20 protein-coding genes, 3 pseudogenes and 1 riboswitch are annotated in these 22,465 nt (G+C 37.4%); of the genes and pseudogenes, 6 read left to right on the top strand and 17 right to left on the bottom strand.

Features of this window, described 5'->3' with window-relative positions; all coding sequences use genetic code 11:
- Positions 1-47: 47 nt before the first annotated feature.
- The 9 genes from ACZ5N5_RS06175 to iolG all read right to left on the bottom strand — a co-directional run bounded on the left by ACZ5N5_RS06175 (position 48) and on the right by iolG (position 10,738).
- Positions 48-1,298: an ABC transporter substrate-binding protein gene (locus ACZ5N5_RS06175; protein WP_277679040.1), complete on the bottom strand. Its 1,251-nt coding sequence runs from the start codon at positions 1,296-1,298 to the stop codon at positions 48-50.
- Positions 1,299-1,579: 281 nt separating this feature from the next.
- The gene (locus tag ACZ5N5_RS06170) at positions 1,580-2,587 is read right to left on the bottom strand and encodes a LacI family DNA-binding transcriptional regulator (protein ID WP_464373461.1); all 1,008 of its coding nucleotides are present in this window, start codon (positions 2,585-2,587) and stop codon (positions 1,580-1,582) included.
- A 110-nt stretch (positions 2,588-2,697) separates the two neighbouring features.
- Positions 2,698-3,594, bottom strand: coding sequence for a myo-inosose-2 dehydratase (gene iolE, locus ACZ5N5_RS06165; protein ID WP_464373460.1), 897 nt, complete (start codon positions 3,592-3,594; stop codon positions 2,698-2,700).
- Between the two features lie 11 nt (positions 3,595-3,605).
- The gene (iolD, locus tag ACZ5N5_RS06160) at positions 3,606-5,528 is read right to left on the bottom strand and encodes a 3D-(3,5/4)-trihydroxycyclohexane-1,2-dione acylhydrolase (decyclizing) (RefSeq protein WP_464373459.1); all 1,923 of its coding nucleotides are present in this window, start codon (positions 5,526-5,528) and stop codon (positions 3,606-3,608) included.
- 36 nt (positions 5,529-5,564) lie between these two features.
- Entirely contained in the window at positions 5,565-7,010 is a 1,446-nt protein-coding gene (locus ACZ5N5_RS06155) for a CoA-acylating methylmalonate-semialdehyde dehydrogenase (protein ID WP_464373458.1), read from the bottom strand.
- A 21-nt stretch (positions 7,011-7,031) separates the two neighbouring features.
- Complete coding sequence (locus tag ACZ5N5_RS06150) at positions 7,032-7,871, bottom strand: class II fructose-bisphosphate aldolase (RefSeq protein ID WP_464373457.1); 840 nt, start codon at positions 7,869-7,871, stop codon at positions 7,032-7,034.
- Between the two features lie 13 nt (positions 7,872-7,884).
- Positions 7,885-8,877: a 5-dehydro-2-deoxygluconokinase gene (iolC, locus tag ACZ5N5_RS06145; protein ID WP_054788776.1), complete on the bottom strand. Its 993-nt coding sequence runs from the start codon at positions 8,875-8,877 to the stop codon at positions 7,885-7,887.
- A 37-nt stretch (positions 8,878-8,914) separates the two neighbouring features.
- The gene (gene iolB / locus ACZ5N5_RS06140) at positions 8,915-9,712 is read right to left on the bottom strand and encodes a 5-deoxy-glucuronate isomerase (RefSeq protein ID WP_464367410.1); all 798 of its coding nucleotides are present in this window, start codon (positions 9,710-9,712) and stop codon (positions 8,915-8,917) included.
- Positions 9,713-9,727: 15 nt separating this feature from the next.
- On the bottom strand, positions 9,728-10,738 hold the full coding sequence (gene iolG, locus ACZ5N5_RS06135; protein WP_464373456.1) for an inositol 2-dehydrogenase: 1,011 nt from the start codon (positions 10,736-10,738) through the stop codon (positions 9,728-9,730).
- 429 nt (positions 10,739-11,167) lie between these two features.
- Between iolG and ACZ5N5_RS06130 the strand changes: the two genes are divergently transcribed.
- Together ACZ5N5_RS06130 and ACZ5N5_RS06125 are read left to right on the top strand one after the other, a co-directional pair.
- Positions 11,168-11,911, top strand: a complete 744-nt coding sequence (locus ACZ5N5_RS06130) for a spr1630 family ClpXP-sensitive toxin (RefSeq protein WP_054788775.1) — start codon at positions 11,168-11,170, stop codon at positions 11,909-11,911.
- A gap of 27 nt (positions 11,912-11,938) precedes the next feature.
- On the top strand, positions 11,939-13,138 hold the full coding sequence (locus tag ACZ5N5_RS06125) for a spr1629 family repressor/antitoxin (protein WP_464373455.1): 1,200 nt from the start codon (positions 11,939-11,941) through the stop codon (positions 13,136-13,138).
- Between the two features lie 251 nt (positions 13,139-13,389).
- Here ACZ5N5_RS06125 and ACZ5N5_RS06120 read toward each other — a convergent pair whose 3' ends face one another.
- Positions 13,390-13,746 carry a hypothetical protein gene (locus ACZ5N5_RS06120; RefSeq protein WP_054788774.1) on the bottom strand — a complete coding sequence of 119 codons (357 nt, stop codon included), beginning with the start codon at positions 13,744-13,746 and terminating at the stop codon, positions 13,390-13,392.
- Positions 13,747-14,266: 520 nt separating this feature from the next.
- Positions 14,267-14,365, top strand: a riboswitch (purine riboswitch).
- 65 nt (positions 14,366-14,430) lie between these two features.
- Here ACZ5N5_RS06120 and ACZ5N5_RS06115 point away from each other — a divergent pair.
- The gene (locus tag ACZ5N5_RS06115) at positions 14,431-15,627 is read left to right on the top strand and encodes an MFS transporter (RefSeq protein WP_464373454.1); all 1,197 of its coding nucleotides are present in this window, start codon (positions 14,431-14,433) and stop codon (positions 15,625-15,627) included.
- A 252-nt stretch (positions 15,628-15,879) separates the two neighbouring features.
- Here ACZ5N5_RS06115 and ACZ5N5_RS06110 read toward each other — a convergent pair whose 3' ends face one another.
- From ACZ5N5_RS06110 to ACZ5N5_RS06095, 4 genes and pseudogenes are all read right to left on the bottom strand, one after another.
- On the bottom strand, positions 15,880-16,002 hold the full coding sequence (locus ACZ5N5_RS06110; RefSeq protein WP_464373453.1) for a hypothetical protein: 123 nt from the start codon (positions 16,000-16,002) through the stop codon (positions 15,880-15,882).
- Between the two features lie 109 nt (positions 16,003-16,111).
- Positions 16,112-17,560, bottom strand: coding sequence for a carbon starvation CstA family protein (locus ACZ5N5_RS06105; protein ID WP_054788773.1), 1,449 nt, complete (start codon positions 17,558-17,560; stop codon positions 16,112-16,114).
- 203 nt (positions 17,561-17,763) lie between these two features.
- Positions 17,764-18,064, bottom strand: a pseudogene (locus ACZ5N5_RS06100) (LysE/ArgO family amino acid transporter); the annotation flags it as partial.
- Between the two features lie 49 nt (positions 18,065-18,113).
- Positions 18,114-18,764: pseudogene (locus ACZ5N5_RS06095) on the bottom strand (IS3 family transposase); the annotation flags it as partial.
- An 822-nt stretch (positions 18,765-19,586) separates the two neighbouring features.
- Between ACZ5N5_RS06095 and ACZ5N5_RS06090 the strand changes: the two are divergent.
- The 3 genes from ACZ5N5_RS06090 to ACZ5N5_RS06080 all read left to right on the top strand — a co-directional run bounded on the left by ACZ5N5_RS06090 (position 19,587) and on the right by ACZ5N5_RS06080 (position 20,985).
- The gene (locus tag ACZ5N5_RS06090) at positions 19,587-19,784 is read left to right on the top strand and encodes a hypothetical protein (RefSeq protein ID WP_054788769.1); all 198 of its coding nucleotides are present in this window, start codon (positions 19,587-19,589) and stop codon (positions 19,782-19,784) included.
- A 92-nt stretch (positions 19,785-19,876) separates the two neighbouring features.
- Positions 19,877-20,290: an efflux RND transporter periplasmic adaptor subunit gene (locus ACZ5N5_RS06085; RefSeq protein ID WP_054788768.1), complete on the top strand. Its 414-nt coding sequence runs from the start codon at positions 19,877-19,879 to the stop codon at positions 20,288-20,290.
- Positions 20,291-20,601: 311 nt separating this feature from the next.
- Complete coding sequence (locus tag ACZ5N5_RS06080; RefSeq protein WP_464373452.1) at positions 20,602-20,985, top strand: IS3 family transposase; 384 nt, start codon at positions 20,602-20,604, stop codon at positions 20,983-20,985.
- Positions 20,986-21,028: 43 nt separating this feature from the next.
- Here the strand turns inward: ACZ5N5_RS06080 and ACZ5N5_RS06075 are convergent.
- From ACZ5N5_RS06075 to ACZ5N5_RS06065, 3 genes and pseudogenes are all read right to left on the bottom strand, one after another.
- Positions 21,029-21,274: pseudogene (locus ACZ5N5_RS06075) on the bottom strand (ATP-binding protein); the annotation flags it as partial.
- Positions 21,275-21,362: 88 nt separating this feature from the next.
- On the bottom strand, positions 21,363-21,728 hold the full coding sequence (locus ACZ5N5_RS06070) for a tyrosine-type recombinase/integrase (protein WP_464373754.1): 366 nt from the start codon (positions 21,726-21,728) through the stop codon (positions 21,363-21,365).
- A 57-nt stretch (positions 21,729-21,785) separates the two neighbouring features.
- Complete coding sequence (locus tag ACZ5N5_RS06065; protein ID WP_464373451.1) at positions 21,786-22,358, bottom strand: site-specific integrase; 573 nt, start codon at positions 22,356-22,358, stop codon at positions 21,786-21,788.
- Positions 22,359-22,465: the final 107 nt, after the last annotated feature.

The following is a 22,465-nucleotide window of genomic DNA, read 5'->3' as shown; positions in this document are numbered from 1 at the left end:
ACTTGTGAAGGAATAACGACCATCTACAATGGTCGCTATTCCTTCGATCACTCTACATAAGCATCTGTCATTTGTTTTTTTACATTTTCTATCGCCTCATCTAGGCTCTGTTCACCATTTAATGTGGTAATCATTTCTTCTGCTAGAACACTACCTAGGCTTCTTTGTGATACCAATTGTTTTTTCACTAATTCATTCCGTTGCTGACTTGCAATCGGATCAGATGCCGCAATCTCTTTTTGATAGATTTCATAGGCTTCTGGAGCTAATTCATAATCCACTTCTGCATCCTCTGTTACAGGTAAGTAACCACCATATGTCGCTAACTGTTCATAGTTTTCCTTTTGATATAACCAATCAATAAATTCTTTTGCTTGCTCTTCTTGACCAGATCCTTCAAACCCAACTAAATAGTTACCACCTAGGTTGGTAGCCCTTACATCTTCGTACGGCATATAAACGGATTCCCATTCAAAATCTTTAATATTCGATGCAAAGTCCGTGATTTGCCAAGAGCCTGACATATATGCGGCTACTCGACCACTCTTGAACATGGACGACGCATCTTCGCCTGCTGTCCAAACCGCTTTCGGCATGATCGTATTATCATTCCAATCGATAAATCTTTTTAGTGCATCCTTTGTTTCATCATTTGTGGTATATTCATCACCCTCTTGATAAAACCCTTTACTTCCATGCTGGTATAAAAAGGCATTTAATCGATGCTCGGAATTATCCATTACCATGCCATATTGGGCATCGGTGGCTTCCACGACGGAATGAATTGCATCAATAAATTCTTCCCATGTCCAAATCTCTTCTTCTGTTGTTGGATAAGCTACTCCCGCTTCTTCAAACAATGACTTATTAATAAACATCCCAACAGCAGTAAGATCTAATGGTGGTGCGACTAATTGATCGTCAACCGAAATTCCCATATCGACCATGACATTATTTTTCTCTGCAATCTCTGTTAAATCCATGAGCTTTCCTTGCCAGGCAGGGTTAAATCCTGTCACACGAGCAAGTGCTGGAGGTTCTTCTGCACGCATCATATTCGTAATCTTCGTGACCATATCATCATAAGGAACATCTACTACTTCAATTTCTACTCCTGTTTCTTCTGTATACTTCTCGGACATTTTTGTTAAGGCAGAGCCTTCTACCGTATCGCCTGAAACATAAAATTGCATTTTGTCACTTGACTCTGACCCACCATCACCACTAGATCCTGACTCTGAACAGGCTGCCAAAAAAGTCGTTAGGAATACGATGACCAATAAAAATGCTCTCTTCACACATAACCTCTCCTTTTTAAAAAGTGTTTAATTGTAAGGGCTTTCCTTATCGTGTAAAAAAATAGTACTTTTCCCTAATAACCTTGTTTTTAGTTAAGCGCTTTCTTAATTTGTATTGTAACAACTATGATAGAATAATACAAGAGTTTTTTTTTTCCTTAAAAGCTTGCTAATATGGGGTTTCTAATCTATCATCTATGCTATAACAGAAAAAAGAACAATGCCATTCGCATTGTTCTTCTAACTTATCTAGCATATTAAGTTAAGCGTTTAATCTAAATTTATCCATTTTTATGCGGTTTCCCTGTGGTATCTCTTGCAATTAATGTTGGCTTAAACAAAATCCGCTCTGCGTTCTTTTCGCCATGTTGAATATGATCGACAATCACATCCACCACCTTTTTTCCCATCTCCTTGATCGGCTGGGCAACAGTTGTTAGGGAAGGAACAGTTGTCGTTGCAAGAATCGTATTATCGAAACCAACAATGGAAAGATCCTCTGGTATGTTCAAGCCATGCTCTCTAGCCCCTTGAATGACACCAATAGCTATTAAATCATTACAAGCAAACACAGCCGTAGGACGACCTTTTTTCTGAAAAATTTCCTGGAAGCATTGCTTGCCATTTTCCATCGAGGCGACTGTTTCCATTACGAGCTCTTCTTTATAGGAAAAGCCATAAGTCTCATAGGCCTCTCTAAACCCGTACAACCTCATTTTACTGCTTAGCCTTGGTTCGGTAATGATGACAATATTCTCATGACCTAAGGACAGTAAATGAGAGGTAGCTTCATAGCCACCAGTGAAATCATCGACAGATATCGAGGTAACTCCTAATGTACCTGAATTTTGCGTTAACATCACCATTGGAATCCCTGCACTCTTGATACCCTCTAATAGCTTTTTTTCACGAAAGGAGGAGGCGATGATAAATCCGTCTACTTGTTTTCTTCGTAGCAATTCTAAATATTTTTTTTCTTTTTCTTCATCCTCATCCGTACTGCACATGATCACACTCATACCTTGTTCATGTGCACTGTCTTCTATGGTCCTCGCCATTTCCGAGAAGAAAGGGTTTGATATATCTGGTACTAATAAACCGAGTGTCTGTGTCTTCTTTCCCGTTAAAGCAGAAGCCATCACACTCGGATAATAATTCAGTTCCTCCATTACCCTCATGACCTTTTGCCTTGTGGATTCTCGCATATTCCCCGTATTATTAATTACCTTCGATACTGTTGCGATAGAAACGCCTGCTTTTTCGGCCACATCATAAATGGTAACCTTCAATCATCTCACCAACTTCTATTAACCTATGACTTAAATAAAATTACAATATTATCTTATCATATTTGATCGACAAAATAATATTGTAATTATAGTTCAAACTATTTATCGTTTTAAATACCTGCTTTATCTCGTATATAATTTCTTGCGATGAGAGCATATTGAAGTGGATTTGCCTTGATAGGATCTTGTTCCGCCTCCACTAAGAGCCAGCCTTTATAGTTGGATTTTGCTAATATCTCAAATGCTGGTAGAAAATCATAGGCACCATCTCCTGGAACGGTAAATACGCCTTGCTTCACTGCTTGTAAAAAGCTTTGCTGTCCATTTCGAACCTGTTTGGCAATATCGGCTCTTACGTCCTTTAAATGGACATGCTTAATACGGTCAAGATACTTTTTTAGAATATAGAGCGGATCGTCACCAGAGAAATAGAGATGACCAGTATCAAATAATAGATAGACTAGATTCTCATCTGTGAGATGCATTAGCTGATCTATTTCGTCTGCCGTCTGTACACCTGTCCCCATATGATGATGATAGACCAAATTCAATCCTTTTTGCTGTGCTAGCTCTCCTAATCGATTTAACCCTTGTGCTAGTGTCTGCCATTCTTGATCGCTGAATTTTGGCTTCTTTTCAAACAACGGAGTATCCATCTCCCCTTGAATGCTTTTACCCTGCTCCGATACCACGATCACCTCAGCTCCCATGGCATAGAGGAAATCCCGATGCTGAATAAAGGCCGCTTCCGTCTCCTCATATGGCTTTGTCGTTAAATAGGCACTAAACCATGCACTAGCGATCTGAAGTCCCCTCAGCTGCAATGCCTGCATAAGCTCATCGATATTTCTCGGATATTTATTGCCTATCTCTGTACCAGTAAAGCCTGCTAATGCCATTTCACTAATACATTGCTCAAATGGGATGTCCCCGCCTAATTCTGGCATATCATCATTGGTCCAGCCAATCGGTGCAATCCCTAATTGGATATCCTCTTTACGAAACATCTTCTCCCCCCTTAATATTTTCTTGCAGCTGCTAGATTCACTCGCCGTTCTTTTGCTGCTTGCTCAATCACTGGTTTTTTAGCCACTTCCGCCACACCTACATTCCACCAAGCATCATATCCATGTGTCATTGTCTTTGGTAAAACCTTTATATCTATCAAGGTGGAAATAGATTGATGTTTCGCATCCTCTAATGCTTCGACTAGCTCCTGGGCATTTGTTGCCGTATAGGTTTTCACCCCATATGCAGCCGCACTTTGGGCATAAGAGATCGCCATGATTTCGCCTGTCAGCTGCTTTGTTTGATGATCTCGTTTGCGAAACTCTGTGCCAAAGCTACCCATTCCATGATCCATTTGTAAATTATTAATACAGCCAAATCCTGCATTATCAAACAGTAATACATTGATTTTCTGTCCTTCTTGAACACTTGTAATTAATTCGGAATGGAGCATTAAATAGCTACCATCCCCCACCATTGCATATACCTCCTGGTCAGGGGAAGCCAATTTCACTCCTAATGATCCGGAAATTTCATAGCCCATACAGGAATAGCCATATTCTAGATGATACGTATTTGGCTTACGGTTGATCCACATTCGTTGAAGGTCCCCTGGAAGACTACCTGATGAACCAACAATAATTGCATCATCGGCAATATGCTGTTGAATAACCCCAATCGCCTGTGTCTGGGTAAGTGACGTATTTAAAGCCTTTTCGTATTCCGCTAATTCCTCGTCCAGATGTCCCTCCACCTCTGGCTTCAAGCCCTTCACATATTGAATCGATGATAAACGCTCGACTTCCTGCTGCCATGCTCGTTTTATTTTGCTAATTTCGTCACTGTATTCTGTTTGGTATTGACGATGGGCTAGTTGCTGATCAAGCTGTTCAATAGCCACTTTTGCATCCGCTACTAATGGGTGAGCATCTAATTTCGATGCATGATAGGCTGAATTATTGATCGTCACAAATTCGACGTCTTGATGCTGAAACAAGTGCTTGGAGGATGTCGTGAAATCTGTAAACCTTGTACCAATGCCGATGATGACGTCTGCTTCCTTCGCGATCTGATTGGCAGCAAAATTGCCCGTTACCCCGATACCACCTAAATTCATTGGATGATCGCTAATCACCGCACTTTTACCTGCTTGTGTCTCCGCAAATGGGATCTGATATTTCTCGGTGAACTTGGCTAGCTCTTTGCCAGCATCACTATACCGAACACCGCCACCACATATGATCAGCGGTTTTTTCTTGTTAGTGATTAATTCAACCACACGATCTAATGCACGATCATCCGGTTTTCTCTTATCAAAACGATGCACCCTTTTATCGAAAAAATACGCAGGAAAATCATAGGCTTCTGCTTGCACATCCTGTGGGATAGCGATCGTTACAGCACCTGTGTCGGCTTGCCTTGTTAGTACCCTCATCGCTTGAATTAGTGCTGTCATTAGCTGTTCTGGCCTTGTGATTCGATCCCAATATTTACTCACTGGCTTAAAGGCATCATTTGTCGAGATCGTCGAATCGTGTGGTTGTTCAATCTGCTGTAGAACAGGGTCTGGCTGTCTAGAGGCAAATGTGTCCCCAGGAATTAATAATATGGGAATATTGTTTGCCGTTGCGGTGGCCGCTGCTGTCACCATATTCGCAGATCCTGGGCCAACAGATGTCGTGCATGCCATTAGCTGCTGATGGCACGTTTGCTTAGCAAAGGCGGCCGCAGCATGTGCCATCCCTTGCTCACTTCTCCCCTGATATACTTCTAAATCCCCACTATCTTCTTCCAACGCTTGACCAATCCCCAATACATTTCCATGCCCAAAAATAGTGAATATCCCTTTAAATAATTTTTGCTCATGGCCATCTATTTCGATATATTGCTGATTAAGAAACTTCATTAGCGCTTGTGAAGTGGTTAATTTCATCCGATCACCCCATTTGATTTAATCAGAAGACTATTTCTATACCCAGCGTGTGGTGACTACTTTTTTTCGTGTGTAAAATTCTAATCCATCTTTTCCATTTGCATGCAAATCCCCATAAAAGGAATCCTTCCAGCCAGAGAAAGGGAAGAACGCCATCGGTGCAGGTACCCCAATATTAACCCCTAGCATACCAGCATCGATTTTTTCGCGAAATTCTCGAACCCTTCCACCATGATTGGTAAATAAACAGGCACCATTCGCAAATCTAGATTTATTCGTAAGCTCGATCGCCTCCTCCAGATTCTTGACTCGTGCAATCGACAGGACTGGTGCAAAGATTTCATCCTGCCAAATTTTCATTTTACTCGTAACCTGGTCAAAGATCGTCGGTCCAACAAAATACCCTTTCGCTTGACTCTTTTGGTCCGTTCTACCATCACGGATCAATTGGGCCCCTTCCTCTATCCCTGTTTCGATATATTGCAATGTCCGCTTTTTATGCTCGTCACGAATCACAGGTCCTAAGAAGACATTCTCGTCAAGCCCACTACCAATCGTAATTTCATTCGCCTTCTTCACTAATAAGTCGATAAAGTCATCAGCAATCTCTTCTTCTACGGCCACTACAGAACACGCCATGCATCTCTCTCCAGCTGAACCAAAGGATGCATTTAGAATTTGGGTTACTGCATTTTCTAAATGGGCATCCTGTAAAACAATCGAATGATTTTTAGCTCCTGCTAGTGCTTGCACTCGTTTCAGGTTCTGTGTCCCTCTTTTATAGACATATTCCGCTACAGGCTGTGATCCTACAAAGGAAATCGCCTTCACATCCTGATGATCCAATAAGCCATTTACGACATCATGCGCACCATGCACAATATTTAACACCCCTTTTGGCAGTCCTGCTTCTGTAAACAGTTCAGCCAAACGATTGGCGAGGAGTGGTGTTTTTTCTGATGGCTTTAAAATAAACGTATTTCCTGCTACAATCGCCAACGGAAACATCCAGCAAGGTACCATTCCAGGGAAGTTAAATGGCGTAATTCCACCAACCACGCCGATCGGATAGCGATAAACGCCTGATTCTAGTCCTGTCGCAATTGATGGAAGCTGTGACCCCATCATTAAACTAGGTGCACCGGAAGCAAATTCTACACATTCAATGGCACGAAGCATTTCCCCATGTGCTTCCTTTAAATTTTTTCCATTCTCTTTTGTAATGATTTCCGCTAGCTCATCCCAATGCTCGACTAATAATTGCTGGTACTTAAACAGAATTCTCGCGCGTTTCGGTACAGCTACTTCCTTCCATGAGGCAAATGCTTCTTTGGCTGCATTCACCGCCCTATCTAGATCTTCCTTTGTCGATAATGGGACACGTGCTAATTCTTCTCCTGTTGCGGGATTATAGACAACCTCTTCTTGATGACTCTCTATATCGACCCATTCTCCACCAATAAAATTTTGTAATCTAGTCATGGGACCCTTCACCCTTTCCTGTTAATTCATAAGGTTTGCCTGTAACAATTTCATCTTATTTATCGCTTCCTCTTTCACTTCTCGCATCGGTTCTTTCATTAGCTCAAGCCGATCAAACACATCAGGCTTTTTCTGCATAGCTTTGCGCAGACTATGTCCAAAACGCATCCGAATCGCTGTCCCAATGTTTACTTTGCAAAAATGCATTTGACTAATTTGTCGTAAATCTTTATCGGGTAAGCCAGTCGAACCATGCATGACTAGTGGTTGACGAACAAGCCCTTGAATCGTTTCAATCAACGGATAATCCACAGAAGCCGATTGTGTCTCCATTCGATGTGTCGTTCCGACCGCGACAGCTAATGCGTCTACCCCTGTTCTTTCCGCAAATTCCTTTGCCTCTTGAGGGTCTGTTAACCGACCGTGGTTCTGTGCCACATCACTATATCCTACCGATCCGATTTCTCCTTCTACAGAAACGCCAAATCCATGACCTAGCTTTACTACATCCTTTGTATTCTTGACATTTTCTTCAAATGGTAAGGCAGATCCATCATACATGACAGAGCTATAGCCTGCTGCTATTGCCTTTGCCACTGTCTCATAATCCTGCCCATGATCGAGGTGCACCACTACAGGCACACTTGCTTTTTTCGCCATTTTCCCAAGCATGGCTCCGATTACGTCAATCGGCATATGATGTATCGCGACTTTGTTTGTTGCCAAAATCACAGGTGCACGAAGCTCCTCCGCCGCATCGATTACTGCTTTCGCATCCTCATAGCCGAATACATTAAAGGCAGGAATCGCACATTTTTTTGCTAAAGCCTGATCTAATAGCTCATTTAAGGTTACTAGCATCGTTCATCCACTCTCATTCTTTTCTGCTTGTTTTTAAAAAGGTTTCAATTTCTTCGACAGTTGGCATCGCCTCTGAACAGCTATGCTTAGAAATAACAATCGAGGCAGAGGCACTTCCGAACTCCATGGCTCGATTTAACTCCCAGCCATTCATTAATCCGTAGATAAAAGACGACGCATAGGCATCTCCTGCTCCAAAGGTTTTTAATACCTTTGTTTTGAAAATACCACTTCGCTCTGATTTCCCTTCCTTTGTATAGGCGATCGATCCTGCTTCGCCATGCTTGATCACCACAATTTCGGCAGCATAGTGGAACCATTTTTGTGCTGTTTGATGATCATCTTGACGAAAGCTCTCAAATTGCTCCATCATATCAAACTCTTCTCGAGTACCAATGATCACATCACATTTTTCCGCTACGAGATTATAATAAATCGCTGTTTCCTGCTCATTATTCCAAGTATACGCGCGATAATCTAAATCGAAGAAGATGACTACTCCATGCTTTTTCGCATAATCTAATGCGAGAAAGACCGCTTCCCGAGAAGGACTTGCAGCCAAGGCTGTCCCTGATATTAATAACGCTTTCGTTTGGCGAATATACTCCTCTGATACATTCGAAGTGTCTAGCTTAAGATCAGCGACATTATCTCGATACATTAAGATACTACACTCTTCTGGACTTTTTATTTCGGTAAAAGCAAGCCCTGTGACAGCACCCGTATCATCAACGGATAGACCACTTACATCAAGATTGTTTTCCTTCAAGTATTGCTGAATAAAACGGCCCATCTGATCATCAGACACTTTTCCAATAAATCCACTCTTTAATCCAAGCCGAGCTGCTCCAATCGCTATATTCGCTGGTGAGCCACCGACATACTTCGTAAACGACGTCGTTTCCTCCATTGGTCGATTAAATTGATCGGCATTTAAATCAATACAAAGCCTGCCAATCCCGACTAAATCCATGGAGCGATCTGATCGAAAGTCTAAGTGATACATCCTTATCCTCCTTTTTTGTAAAGCGCTTAACCTAAGTCTAAAATAACCACTCATGATCCTTGTCATTATGAAATTTCCATGTTCGCACTGGTCCTGCCATCACATTTAAATAATACGACTCATAGCCAGGTACAGATGATACAGGGTGATAACCTTCTGGCACGAGGACGACATCACGATTTTCCACACTCATTGTCTCATCCAAGCTTCTGTCATCATTATAAACTCGTTGAAACACAAATCCTTGTGATGGATTCACGCGATGATAATACGTTTCCTCTAAATAAGACTCTTCTGGTAGATTGTTCTGATCGTGCTTATGTGGGGGATAGCTCGAGGTATTCCCATCAGGTGTAAAAACCTCCACTACGAGTAAGCTATCCGCTTCTTTTTGCTCAGGTAAAATATGATGAATCCTCCTACTCATTTTCCCTGAACCGCGCTCCTCTTGATCAACATCCTTCGGTTCGATTAGCCTTGCTTTGTAATGAGACTTTCCTGGCGCTAAACATACAGCAACCTCAAGCTTTGTTTTTGCTTCAATCATAAATTGATCCTGATTCGGCACATACACAGAATAGGGAGGAATTTTTTCAAAAATACTCATTCTTTCCCCTATATTCTCAAAAGTTTGATCCTTTGTTTGCACATCGGCCTTTCCACTAAGAAGTACGATACACACCTCATTTTCATTCGTATCCTTTCTCAAAATCTCCCCTGATGAGAGTTGATACACTTCAAAGCCTACATACTTCCATCCAGCAGATTCAGGACTGACTCGAATAATATTCCCTTCATGATCTTTCGGATGAGGCTTTTGTAATAATGAAGCCATCACGCATTCCTCCCTCTATTCAATTTCACTCAGTAGGACTGTACGATTTTCCTTCCATGCCAGCCTTGTCGCAATTGCTAGCCTTTGCGCTTCTAGTCCATCCTCCCCTGTACAGCTTACCGGTGTTTGATCGATAATCGCTCTAGCGAAAGCTTGAATCTCCCGATAAAAAGCCTGTTTATACCTATCTAAAAAGAAATACTTAGGGTGATCCAATGTCACCGACTCCTTTGTTGCAATCTGAACATTTGATTCCCGCTCATTATCCGCCATTACGACACCTTTTTCGCCAAATACTTCGATCCGTTGATCATACCCATATACCGCTCGCCGACTATTATCGATAACCCCGATCGACCCATCCTTAAATGTCAGGGTAATAATCGCCGTATCAACATCATCATACTTCTGAAAACATGGATCAACCAAATTAGCAGCAACGACAGATACAGACTCGACTTCATTGGAAGATAAATACCTGATCATATCAAAATCATGGATCGTCATATCGATAAACATACCGCCAGATGATTGGATATACCCCTCACTCGGAGGTTCAGGGTCTCGTGAGGTAATTTTAATAATATGAGGCTTGCCAATCTTCCCTGCTGATATAGCTTCATATACTTTGCTGAAATGTGTATCAAATCTCCTATTAAAGCCGATTTGTAAATGAACACCTGCATCCTTCACTTTTTGCAAAGCAGCCTTTGTTTCTTCTAGACTGAAGCTAATAGGCTTCTCACAAAAAATATGCTTTCCTGCTTGTGCACACTTTTCGATATAGTAGCAATGTGTATCTGTAGAGGAACAGATAAATATTGCATCCATTTCTTCATCCTCTATAAGGATAGATGGGTCTGTTGTTAAGACCGGAACATTCTTCTCCATCATGGACCCTTTTAAATGATCCATTTCAATATCACAAATACCTTTCAACTCAATGGAGGACATACTCATGATAAATTCAGCATGCAATAGTCCAATTCGTCCGGCACCAATAATTCCTACTGTCATATCCGCCATAGCATATACTCCTTTAATCAAGATGACCAACATTTTAAGAATAAGAAAACGCTTAACTTTTTAAGAAAAAAATAAATGGAATTGCTTTTTGTTCGCTCTTTTTAGGGAAAGCGCTTAACTAATAACATCATAATATTTTATGGAGGTGTAGTCAACAGTTAATTTGTTATTTTTATGGATATCTTATTATAGATAATAATAAATGAACGAAAATTCTAATCCACCTTCTAAATCTAGTTCTTCTATCCCCTCTAAGTATACCTAGGATGAGTCTGTTAGCATTCCCTATACTTATGAGTAAAGAGATGTTATAACTATAAAAAAGTCATCACTTATCATAAAAACTTTAAAAAAATTAAAAAAAATCATATATTTTTCATTCCATTTGATGTAAAATGATACCAAGGATAGTTTGAAGGAGTGGTAGATTTGGATCAATTCAAATTTGACACTAAAGTTAGTGAAACAATTGTTAATGCAATTGTTGAAGGGTATCGAGATTATATCGAACACCGCAAAGACCGTCACGAAAAAATGACTATCAGCTCTGCTTTCGCATGGACGAAAGGGAATTTTATAGAAAGTAGGATTGCAGAAATTAGCCCTGATCTTAATTTATCTTACAAGTTTGCAAAAGCAGGACTAACTTGGGACTATTTACAATTCATTCACGGTGATACAAAGAAGCTTTTTCTTATTAAAAATGCAGAGTACTTTAATGAAAATAGCTTCTCACAGGCTGTATTACCTAATCAACAGAAAAGTAAGGGTCGTCGTAGAACATATCTCCATGAACTTGCTAAAATTAACCAAGGCATTGAATTTTCATTAGAAAGTCAACCCCAACCTTCAAGTCAACAAGGTGAGCAGCTATCTTTTTTTGTTTCGGAAGAGCAAATAAAAGATGAACTTGAGCAAATTCAACATACTTATCATGAATTCCATATTCTAACTTATAGAATTGATAATGCCTATCAAATTTCTGAGATAATGCATTATTTACCTAACCCTGAGAATAATATTGCATATAGAATTGAGGATCTTTCAGAATATATTTCTGGATCAGAGTTAACGAATGAAGAACGTGACATTATTGCACCAGAACAAGACAATGGTATAATTGATCCTGCAGCTTTTGATATAGGCATCTTTGAGGAGGAAGAAAGTAATTAGATTTTAATTTAGATAAGGGGGAGCGTTATGTTTATTGGTGAAAACTTAACTAATCTTCGTATCATGCATGGATATTCACGCAAACAGCTCTCTGAGAAGTTAAATGTAACAGAACAGGCCATCTGGCAATATGAGAACAATTACACATCTCCTAAAATGCAAATAGTTAATGATTTAAAATCCATTTTTAGTGTAAAAAGTAAGTTCTTTTATCAAAAGGATATCTTAGATCGTTATCTTGAACCAGAAAGTATTCCTGTTATGAATATTGCATATCGTTCTAAAGTAATGAATGTTATTTCTAAAACACAAGCAGAAGCTAAGCACGTTGAATATTTAGATAGTTTTGTTAACTACTTAACAGCATACTTAACTCTTCCAACACAAAAAATTATTCAAATAAGAGATGAAGTAATCAACTACCTAAATACATCCACCGATGATAGAGAAAAACAAATTAACAAAATTGCTAAACTTACACGAGATAAATTAGGTTTTAGAAATGACACCAATGATGATCTAATGTTCTTAATAGAAAAAAGTGGTGTATTTATTTTTGAAAAACCAATTGGTGAAGAAATTGATGCTTATAGTTTATGGACTAAACAAGATCGACCTTTCATTATTTTAGGAAATTTAAAACGTTCAGCGGTACGCCGAAACTTTGACATAGCGCATGAACTTGGACATTTGTTACTTCATTATAAAGTCGAATTCACTAATCTTAACCGTAAAGAACACAAAGCTATAGAAAATGAAGCGAACCTGTTTGCTGGAGCTTTCTTATTACCAGAAGAATCATTTTTAGAAGATTTAAGAACCATTGCCCGTGTTACAAATCCTGATTCTTATATAGATTTAAAAAAGAAATGGAAAACTTCTCTTCAAGTTTTAGGCTATAGAGCAGCTAATTTAGGGATCTTAGATTCCAAAAAACACCGTAACTTTTATGCAGCTCTTCATCGAAAAGGTTATTTAAAAAGAGAACCACTTGATGAATCTTTATCGATTCAAAAACCACAAAAAATAAAATCAATTATTGATTTAGTTGCTAAAAAGGGATTGATTGATATACGGAAGATGATGGAAAGAGATTGGATGGTAGAAGTTCCATTTTTCCATAGAATAACAGGTATTGATTTGGAATTTTTTAATAACTACATTAATCATAATCAGGGCTTTGAGTTAGCTAATGTTCAAGAAATTTCATCAGGTGTTTCTAATTAACGAAAAGAGGTAGACCTTTATAAGAAGGATCTACCTCTTTAACGATTATTGCAGACAAGTTGAGCACCTTTGTGGAATAGAGAGATAGCCAATCAAGTTTGATAATCAATCATATGTTATATTTTAGGAATATCAACCGCATCTCCCAGCAATTTATTACATATAAGAAGCTACTTATCATCATTATTGATGAGTAGAGCGAGTATAACTAATTTATAGTATATTGCACAAATTGCTTTTCATTTGAAAATTTATGTATTAAATTCTGAGATGAAATTCCCTAGAATGATATACACCACAGTAAATATCGGTAGCATTGTGATCAGTTGATTGAGTAAGGTTGCGATTATTATAATAAAATTACTGTTATTTTCCATAGCCTCTTTTGCTGCTTGATAATTTGGTATCAGTAGTAAACAGGTGGAGATTATGGTGAAGGTCAAGGTGCTCAGCAAATGTGCCATTACATTTGATTCAGCATCAGCTATAATATAAATTCCTGAAATGAGTGTAATGAAAAAGGCAACTGGAATTAGCACGAGCATTCCTAAATATAGATACCAATATTTTGAATGTTTGTGAATAAAAATTCTGAAATAGTCTCTCATATTAACCTGCCTCTCATCTCGCCTATTTCTCGTGATTCTCACAAAATCAAAATATTAATTCCATACTCCATGAAGGTACTACCTTCATGATCTATGAATTTCAGTAAAGCATCATCGTCTCCTTAAAAAACAAAAAACACTTGTTACCAAATAGCGAGCTTCCCCCTGTCAAGTAGACAGTGGAAATAATTTTATCGTGGTATGTAGTCACTTTAATGTCATTGGGAGGTGGTGATGCGACTCTCCTAAGAAAACATTTTACTTTAAAGAACTTTATCCATTTTAAATATATCAGAATTCAATCGAACTTTCATTCTATTTAATAAATGGACTATTCATATTCTCATAGGAGACTCCTAATGAAAAAATAATAGAAATAGCTGCGTCTGTATTGAAAATGTTACTTTAAAAAAATTTGCGCCATACGTTCCCATCACATGAGCGCCTACCTAATAATTGGGATTTCCCTTAATTCCCACTTGAAAAATAACCAAATAGCTAGTAAACTATTCAAAGTGTTTACTAATAAAATAATACAACCTGTATAACCTCAGAATATGGCGTGAGGGTCTCTACCAGGAACCGTAAAATCCTGATTACAGAAAATGAATGATTCGTTTTCTGTAATCAGGATTTTTTTATATTTCCTAAAAAATTTTTACTAGAAAGGACGTAAAACAAAATATGAATGTGAAAGTTTTCATACTAGCATTATCCACTGTTGCAGTTGGACTAGTTGAATTAATTATTGGTGGCATCCTTCCAACTATTGCAGATGATGTAAATATCTCCTTAAGCTCAGCAGGACAACTCATCACGATTTTTGCACTTATTTATGCTGTATCCGGCCCTGTGCTGCTAGTCTTAACTAGCAAAATGGAGCGAAAGAAATTATATCTAGTATCTCTATCTGTTTTCTTCATTGGTAATATCATGACATACTTCAGTCCGAATTTTACCTTTATGATGATTGCAAGAATTATAACCGCAATGAGTACAGCACTTATCGTTGTACTGTCCTTAACGATAGCTGCCAAGGTTGTGGCACCAGAACACCGAGCAAAGGCTCTGGGTCTCATTTATATGGGAATTAGTTCATCCCTTGTTATGGGAGTACCACTAGGAATTTTGATTTCTGATAAATTTGGTTGGCGTGTTATTTTTCTCGGGATAGCTATTTTATCTATCGGTTCCTTTGTACTGATTTCGATCTTTTTGGAGCGATTAACTGGAGAAAACACCGTTCCACTTTCACAGCAATTAATAGCAGTTAGTAGTCTAAAAATAGGTAGTGCACATCTTGCGACGATGTTTATGCTAGCAGGACATTACACACTTTATGCGTACTTCACTCCATTTTTAGAAACGGAACTTCAGCTAAATTCAAGTTGGATCAGTATCTGTTATCTATTATTTGGAATTGCAGCGGTAAGTGGTGGAGCATTCGGCGGGGCTCTTTCCGATACGATTGGAGCTCAAAAAAGTATCATTGTCGTTATTTTTTCTTTTGCTGTCGTGTTATTCCTCTTACCATTCACTACTTTTTCGCTTATTGTATTTATACCAATTATGATGATTTGGGCTGCGTTAAGCTGGAGTTTAGCTCCTCCACAACAAAGCTATTTGATTCAAACTGATCCTGCTACATCGGATATTCAACAAAGCTTTAATAATTCAGCCTTGCAAGTAGGTATTTCGATTGGATCAGGTTTTGGGGGTATTGTGTTAAGTCAAACTGGTACTGTAGCTCATACGTCTTGGTTTGGTGGGGTTCTTATCATCGTATCTTTAGGGTGTGCTGTTTTTTCTTTAACAAGGAAAACGACTGCAAGAGAAAATAATCGTGCGACCATAGCTTTGCAAAAACAAATGAATGATTAACCGAAGCGAAAATAGTAGAAGACAGCCTAGAAAATGGACTTGCTACACCTTTTTCCTCAGCTTTTGGCAGCATGCGCTCTAAGGCATGCTCATGCTGTAAAAGCGTGGATTGAGTGGCAGATAAGCCGACATTAAGCTGAGCTTCTTCCAGATCCATCACTAGTTCCATAGGTTCGGTTGTATTGACCCCAACTCCCATGATTTGATCACCCCCTCTTCACGAAGGGGGCTTAAGATACGAAAGGCGCCATTTCAAGCTTCATCAAATTTTGTAATCCATTCATCTCTATGGGGATCAAGCGAAACATGATGAACGAAGACCATATCTAAATGACCTGTGTTAAGACGATCTAAATTTTGCTCGGTCGATTTCATCGTAGCTTCCTCTGTAGAAGCTGTTGTTACTTTAATTTGACGGCCATCCTCAAATATTCCCTCTTTTTCAACATAGCGTTTTTCTAAATGAGGTTAGCAATCCTCCTCACTATCCTATTCTTAGCTGCGAATCTTCACGATTGCTAGCTCTTTTATGTTTAATAAGTTGCGATACAAACCAAGCAAGTACAGCCGACCAAATAATCATTCCTAAAACCTGAGAAATACCATAGTCTAGGTTAAAGCCTTCTGGTGCATAGAAGAAATACGTACTTACTACCGCTGTCATGAACAAAGCTGGAATACTACAGATCCAATGAAACTTATTACTTTTTACTAAATACATGGTTGCTGTCCACAACATCACCGCAGCAACAATCTGATTCGAGCCCCCAACATAACGCCAGAGGAAGCTATAATCAATCGTCATTAGATATAGTGTTGCACCAGTCACAGGTATGGTAAGTAAAGCTAATTTCTTTTTCCCATTAAAATCTTTCTTCGTCAGTTGGGTTAACACTTCCGCCAACATCATTCTGGAAGAACGTAATGCCGTATCACCCGTGGTAATTGGGAGAACAACAATACCTAAAATGGCGATGAATCCGCCAAATGCACCTAACGTTGTGATACTAATTTCATTAACCACTCCAGCTGGACCTCCTGCTGTAAGCGCCGATTGCAATGCACCCGTACTACCAAAAAAGGTCATCCCTGCTGCTGCCCAAACCATAGCAATAATGCCTTCACCAATCATTGCTCCATAAAATACTTTTCTACCTTCACTTTCTTTTCTTAAAGTTCGTGCTAAAATTGGACTTTGTGTACTATGAAATCCAGAAATCGCTCCACAAGATATGGTTACCATTAACAATGGCCAAATAGGCATTTCCCCAGGGTGTAAATTACTTAATGTTAAATTTGGAATGGGATGATCAAAAAAGAAGAACATTCCAATACCGATTGATACAGCCATAAAAATTAAGATAGCTCCAAATATAGGATAGACTCTTCCGATTATTTTATTAATTGGTAGAATCGCCGCAAGTATAAGATACGCGAAAATGATCACCAACCAAGTCGTCGTGTTAAGTGGTGTTATTTGTGTTAATAACTGGGCAGGCGCTGCCGTAAAAGCTGCTGCTACCAACACCATTAAAATAATTGAAACAATCGTCGTAAAGAATTTCATTTTACCGCCCAAATATTTACCGACAAGTGTCGGAAATTGAGCTCCATTATGTCTAAGCGATATCATTCCTGAAAAGTAATCATGTACCGCCCCAGCAAAAATACAACCAATAACAATCCATATAAATGCGACTGGACCATATAGTGCACCCATTATTGCACCAAATATCGGGCCGGTTCCAGCGATATTTAATAGCTGAATTAAACTCGCTTTCCACCAACTCATTGGCATATAATCAAGACCATCGTTGTTGGTATAGGCAGGTGTTGCATTCTGGTCATTAATGCCAAAAATTCGTTCAACCACCTTCCCGTAAACAATGTAGCCAACAATTAACAATACAATAGATGCTATAAAAGTAACCACCGCTGAACCCTCCCTTTTTTGAAAAGTAGTACTATAATAATATAGTATAGGAGGAAAAAGCAATGTTATTTCGAAATTTTCAGATACTTTTTCCGAATCTCCTTTACTTGTGGTGCAGTTCTGGGTATCAAATTTAGAGGTAGTTCTTATTTTAATGAAGAAGTTTTTAAATCTATAGAGAACAACTATATTTCGAATAAAAATTAATCAAAAAACAAATAAAAATTATACGCTAAATAGACAGCCATCCCCCAAATAATAATGGCTGAGATTTGATTCACTCGCTTTAACAGCATCCCACTGTTCCCAATCTTCCCAATCCTTCCACCTAGAATCGCTAAAAAGAAAAACCAAATCCAAGAAACGACTATACATGCAACAGATCTCATGGCCTGTGTAAGCAAGAGAGCTAGCCCCAATCACACCAACTGTATCTAGAATAGCATGTGGATTAAATATAGATACCGAAGCAGCAAAGGTAACCTGTCGTCTTGCAGAAAAACGGTGTTTTCTGCAAGACTCTTATATAGGTTAAGTCACTTACCACTACCTATAGTTCTTGAGCCTGGTCAAATTCTCGATTGAGGGTATTTCCTGCTTTTTAACTCGTTACAGGATGATTGGGACCGGCTTAAATTGCGCGACGGTATACTTAGAAACAAGTCCTTGTTCATTCATAATTCGTCCAATACGACGTCTGGATACAATCCAACCTTTCTTTTTCAGTTCTACTTTGATCTTTCTTTGACCATAATTATTTCGACTTTGCTTAAAAATATCAACAATCAGATAGGTTAATTCGTCCTCTTGGTCATCACGAATCTTTGCTTCATAATAATAAGTACTTCTGGCAATTTGCAGGAGGCCACACATTGCTGATACCAAGTATTTGTGTCGGTTATTTCGGATCACATCTACCTTCTTCCTATGATCAGCGCGACTTGCTTTAAAATATTGTTTTCCATGGCCAGTTTTTGATTTTCTTTCCGTTTCCTAGGTTTGATTAGTTCTTCTTATTCCGGTGTGCGATTGTTTTTTTTTGAAATGACCGATTATCATAATACTGTCGAACCCACTTATCAAAAGAAGAAGGCGCCAAATCATATTCTCTAATAATTTCCACGCGGGGTTTGCCAGACGCATGCAACTGTACCATTTGTTCGTTGAATTCCTTTGAAAAAGTTCTTCTCGCTCCTTTGGTCATTGTAAACTCTCCTCGGTTTGTATTTTGTACCAAATCTAACTGACCTTAACTAACTCGTCCAATTTCTTATAATGACATTATGATTGCATGTTAGTATATAATCTTAATTCTACAGAAACATTATATTTCTTTATTTTTCGCTTCTCAAAAGCCTACTCCTCCACGAATAAGAAAAATTGAATCTCCCTAAGTTATCATTCCACTCTTAATACCTATTTTTAAATTATAATACCGACAACATATTTATTGTTTTTGCCTTATAATATTATTTCATCTGTACTTTTATTACAAATATTGCTATATTATTACTATAAAAAGGAAAAATGTAAAATAAATGATATAAATAAGGTGGGATATGGATAGTGAAAGAGATTTTTATTAAAAAGAAATATATTATTGTTTTATTTTTAGTAATTTCAGTTTCATTTAGTTTAGTTTTTTTTCTTATTTTGGAGCAGGGCAGAAGAGATCCAACAATGACGAAAACCAATATAATTTGTATACTGTAGAAAAATCTCCACCCTTACTTTTTAATGGAGTCGCTCAAGCAAAAAGAGAAAAAGAATTTTTTTAGATAGTAGTCTAGGAGAGATAATTAGTTTACCTATAAAAGATGGTGAATCAATAAAGAAATCCGATGCTATAGCTACATATACGAACAGACTTTTACAAGAAGAAGTAGAAAGTCAAAAGGATAATTTTGAGAAACTAAAAGTATCATTAAATAACGCTAAATTAAATTTAAGAAATGCTGAGAACAAAAAAGAAAAACTAAAGTCAGAATTAATTTTTTACAAAAACCAAATAAAAAAATTAGAACACTTGTCTAAACAGGAAAACCCCCAAAAATTAGAACTTACCTCTAAAATAGAACAAACACAAAATAATATAGAGGCACAAGAAGAAATCATTCTCCAAGCTAAACAGATTTATGAAGAAGCTAGCATTGCTTTTTCGGTAGAAAATGAAAGTATTGAAAAAAAAATAAGAAGATCTCAACCCATATTATTTCACCTTTAGATGGCACTATTTATATCAATGAAGAGGGAATTGAGGATGGTAGTATTCCCTACGCTAGGGTAGTTAGCCCAGAGACAATTATCAAAGGGCAGGTGACAGAGTATGATTATGAAAATATTAAAGTAAACCAAAAAGTAACTGTCAAATCTTTAAATCAGTCAATTAAAACTAGCGGAAAAATATATTTAATTAATCAGTTACCTAACACCAATAACGAAGAATCAGGAATATCCACCTACTCTTTTTATGTTAGGACAGATAATAACATCCATTATGGATATAATGTTCAAATATCATTAGACTTAAATCAAATGAAAATTCCCAAAGATGCGGTAATAAGAGAAGGCAATAATTATTTCATATATAAGTATCTTCAAAATAAAGTTTATAAGACCAATATTAAGATTAAGAATTTAAATGGATTTGATGCTACAGAAGAATCAAAAATTAGAGACATTAAGATATTAACTGATTCCTTATTATTTCAAATAGGGAAAAATCAGTGATCGGAGGTTTAAAAAATTGGAATTATTTATGAAACTATTTATGTTCTTTATCTTGCTAATAGAAATAATGATGTTCTATACAATAATCAAGTCAATAATAAAATATAACAAAGAAAACAACACTAATTCTTCTAAGTTGAAAGTAATATTGACATGTTTAGTTGGGTTAATTTTGATTTTTTCCACTTTATTTGTAGGTATAATTTTATAATTTAGGAAATGAAAGTAAGGCGCTTGTCAAGAAAAGTGTGTAAGTTATTCTAAATACTTTAACACACGTTCATTAAGATGATTATGAATTAAAAAAAAAGTTGAGAGCTTTTCGGGAAAATCCGAGTGCCTTCCACGAAAAGCACAAACAAAGTTGGAATTCGAACTCAAAGAAGAAGGGTTACGATAAAAGATGTTCTCCTTGTCGTGGGCATCCAGAAGCAACCTATCACTATCATATAAAAAACTTTGGGAAAGAAGATTCGGACACAGAACTAAAACAACTCATTACTGACCTATTTACCAAGTTTCATGAACGTTATGGATATAAACGTATCACAAAAGAATTAAATAGATTAGGACATGCTATCAACCATAAAAAGGTGTATCGCATAATGCGAGAATTAGGATTAAAATGTGTGAAATTTATGAGGAAATCTCGTAAATACAATTCTTGTGTTTTGCAATATAAAAGTACAGAATAGCGCAATTAAAAGTATAGAGTTTTGCCACCCTGTTTTATATGATTTAGCGTGATTTTGATAATGCGTTAGTAAGCCTATAGCTTTGACCATTAAATGAAAGTATATGTTCATGGTGGATTAACCTATCCACCAACGCTGCAGTTAGTCTTGAGTCAGTGAAAATACGATTCCATTGACTAAACTCTAAGTTAGAAGTAATAATTAAACTTTTCTGCTCATACCACTCCGCGATTAATTGAAATAGTAATTCAGATCCTTCTTTACTAAACGGCAAGTAACCCATTTCATCTTATGGAAAGTTACTTATTATGAAAAGTTGAATGCTAGAGCTCTTGTAAACTTTAAGATTTCTAACATCCAACTTTGCATAATAAATTCTAAATAAAATCTTTTAACCAGCTCAATAAATCGTTTTTTTCTTTTGTTGTAAGCTTTTCATTAGGAACCATATTTTGGCTAGCTTGTTCAATAGCCTTACGTTTCACTTCTGGATTTGATTTGGCATAAATTTCAGTAGTAGTAACCAATGAATGCCCTAAGAAATCTCTTATATAAATCAAGTTGACACCACTTTCTAATAAGTGTATCGCTTTACTATGTCTAAAAATATGTGGTGAAACTTTGCCGGGAAACAAATCTGGAGGTTTTTTTCTGACTGTCTCCATATGTTTGTTTAAAATATATGAGAAACCAGCTCTTGTTAGTTTTTCTTGCCTTTTATTAAAGAATAAAGGTGAAGAAATTTTTGACTCACTAAGCAGACCGTAATCATTTATATAAGCTTTTAAAATGTTTAAAGTTTAAGGCATTATTGGAATAATCCTCGTTTTATCACCTTTCCCAGTTAATCGTATTGTTGCTGGTTCTTTTATTCTGAGATCAACTACCAGTACATCTGCTAATTCTTGGACCCTTGCTCCTGAATCGTAAAGTAAGGAAAGAATGGCTAAATCCCTACGTCCTTCCTTGCTGGATTTATCTGGAATAGACAACAGTTCTTTAATTGCCGCTATAGACAAGTAGTTCATTTCAACCACAGGTGTTTTTTTCGAATTGATTGATAATATAGAATTACACAGTTCCATATATTTCGGAGCCTCAATTTTTATATACCGAAAGAATGCATGTAAAGCAGCCAATCTTTGATTTCTAGTTGAGTGTTTTCTATCTGAAACGCAAATGATGCCGAACAGATGCTTTCCGTTCTTCATAAGAAGAGCCATAATAAAGGCAATTTCTTTAATAATTTCTAGAGGAAAAGAAGAATGAAGAAATTCATCCTTCTTTTCGATAATCTTAGAACCACATTCAAAATGGTGAGCTGGTAAAATGGCAAGCGTATCTTGTGTGATTCTAAATGAATCTACATTCATTTCATTTCTTTCTTGTATCTTTATAGTTCATCATCTCCATACATTCTTGATAACCTTGATACAAATACTGTTGGAACTGATCATGAAGAAAGGAATCTGGAATGTTT

Source organism: Gracilibacillus sp. JCM 18966, from assembly GCF_055392695.1.
Note: the sequence above shows the minus strand (reverse complement) of the source record. Positions and strands in the feature narration are given on the sequence as shown.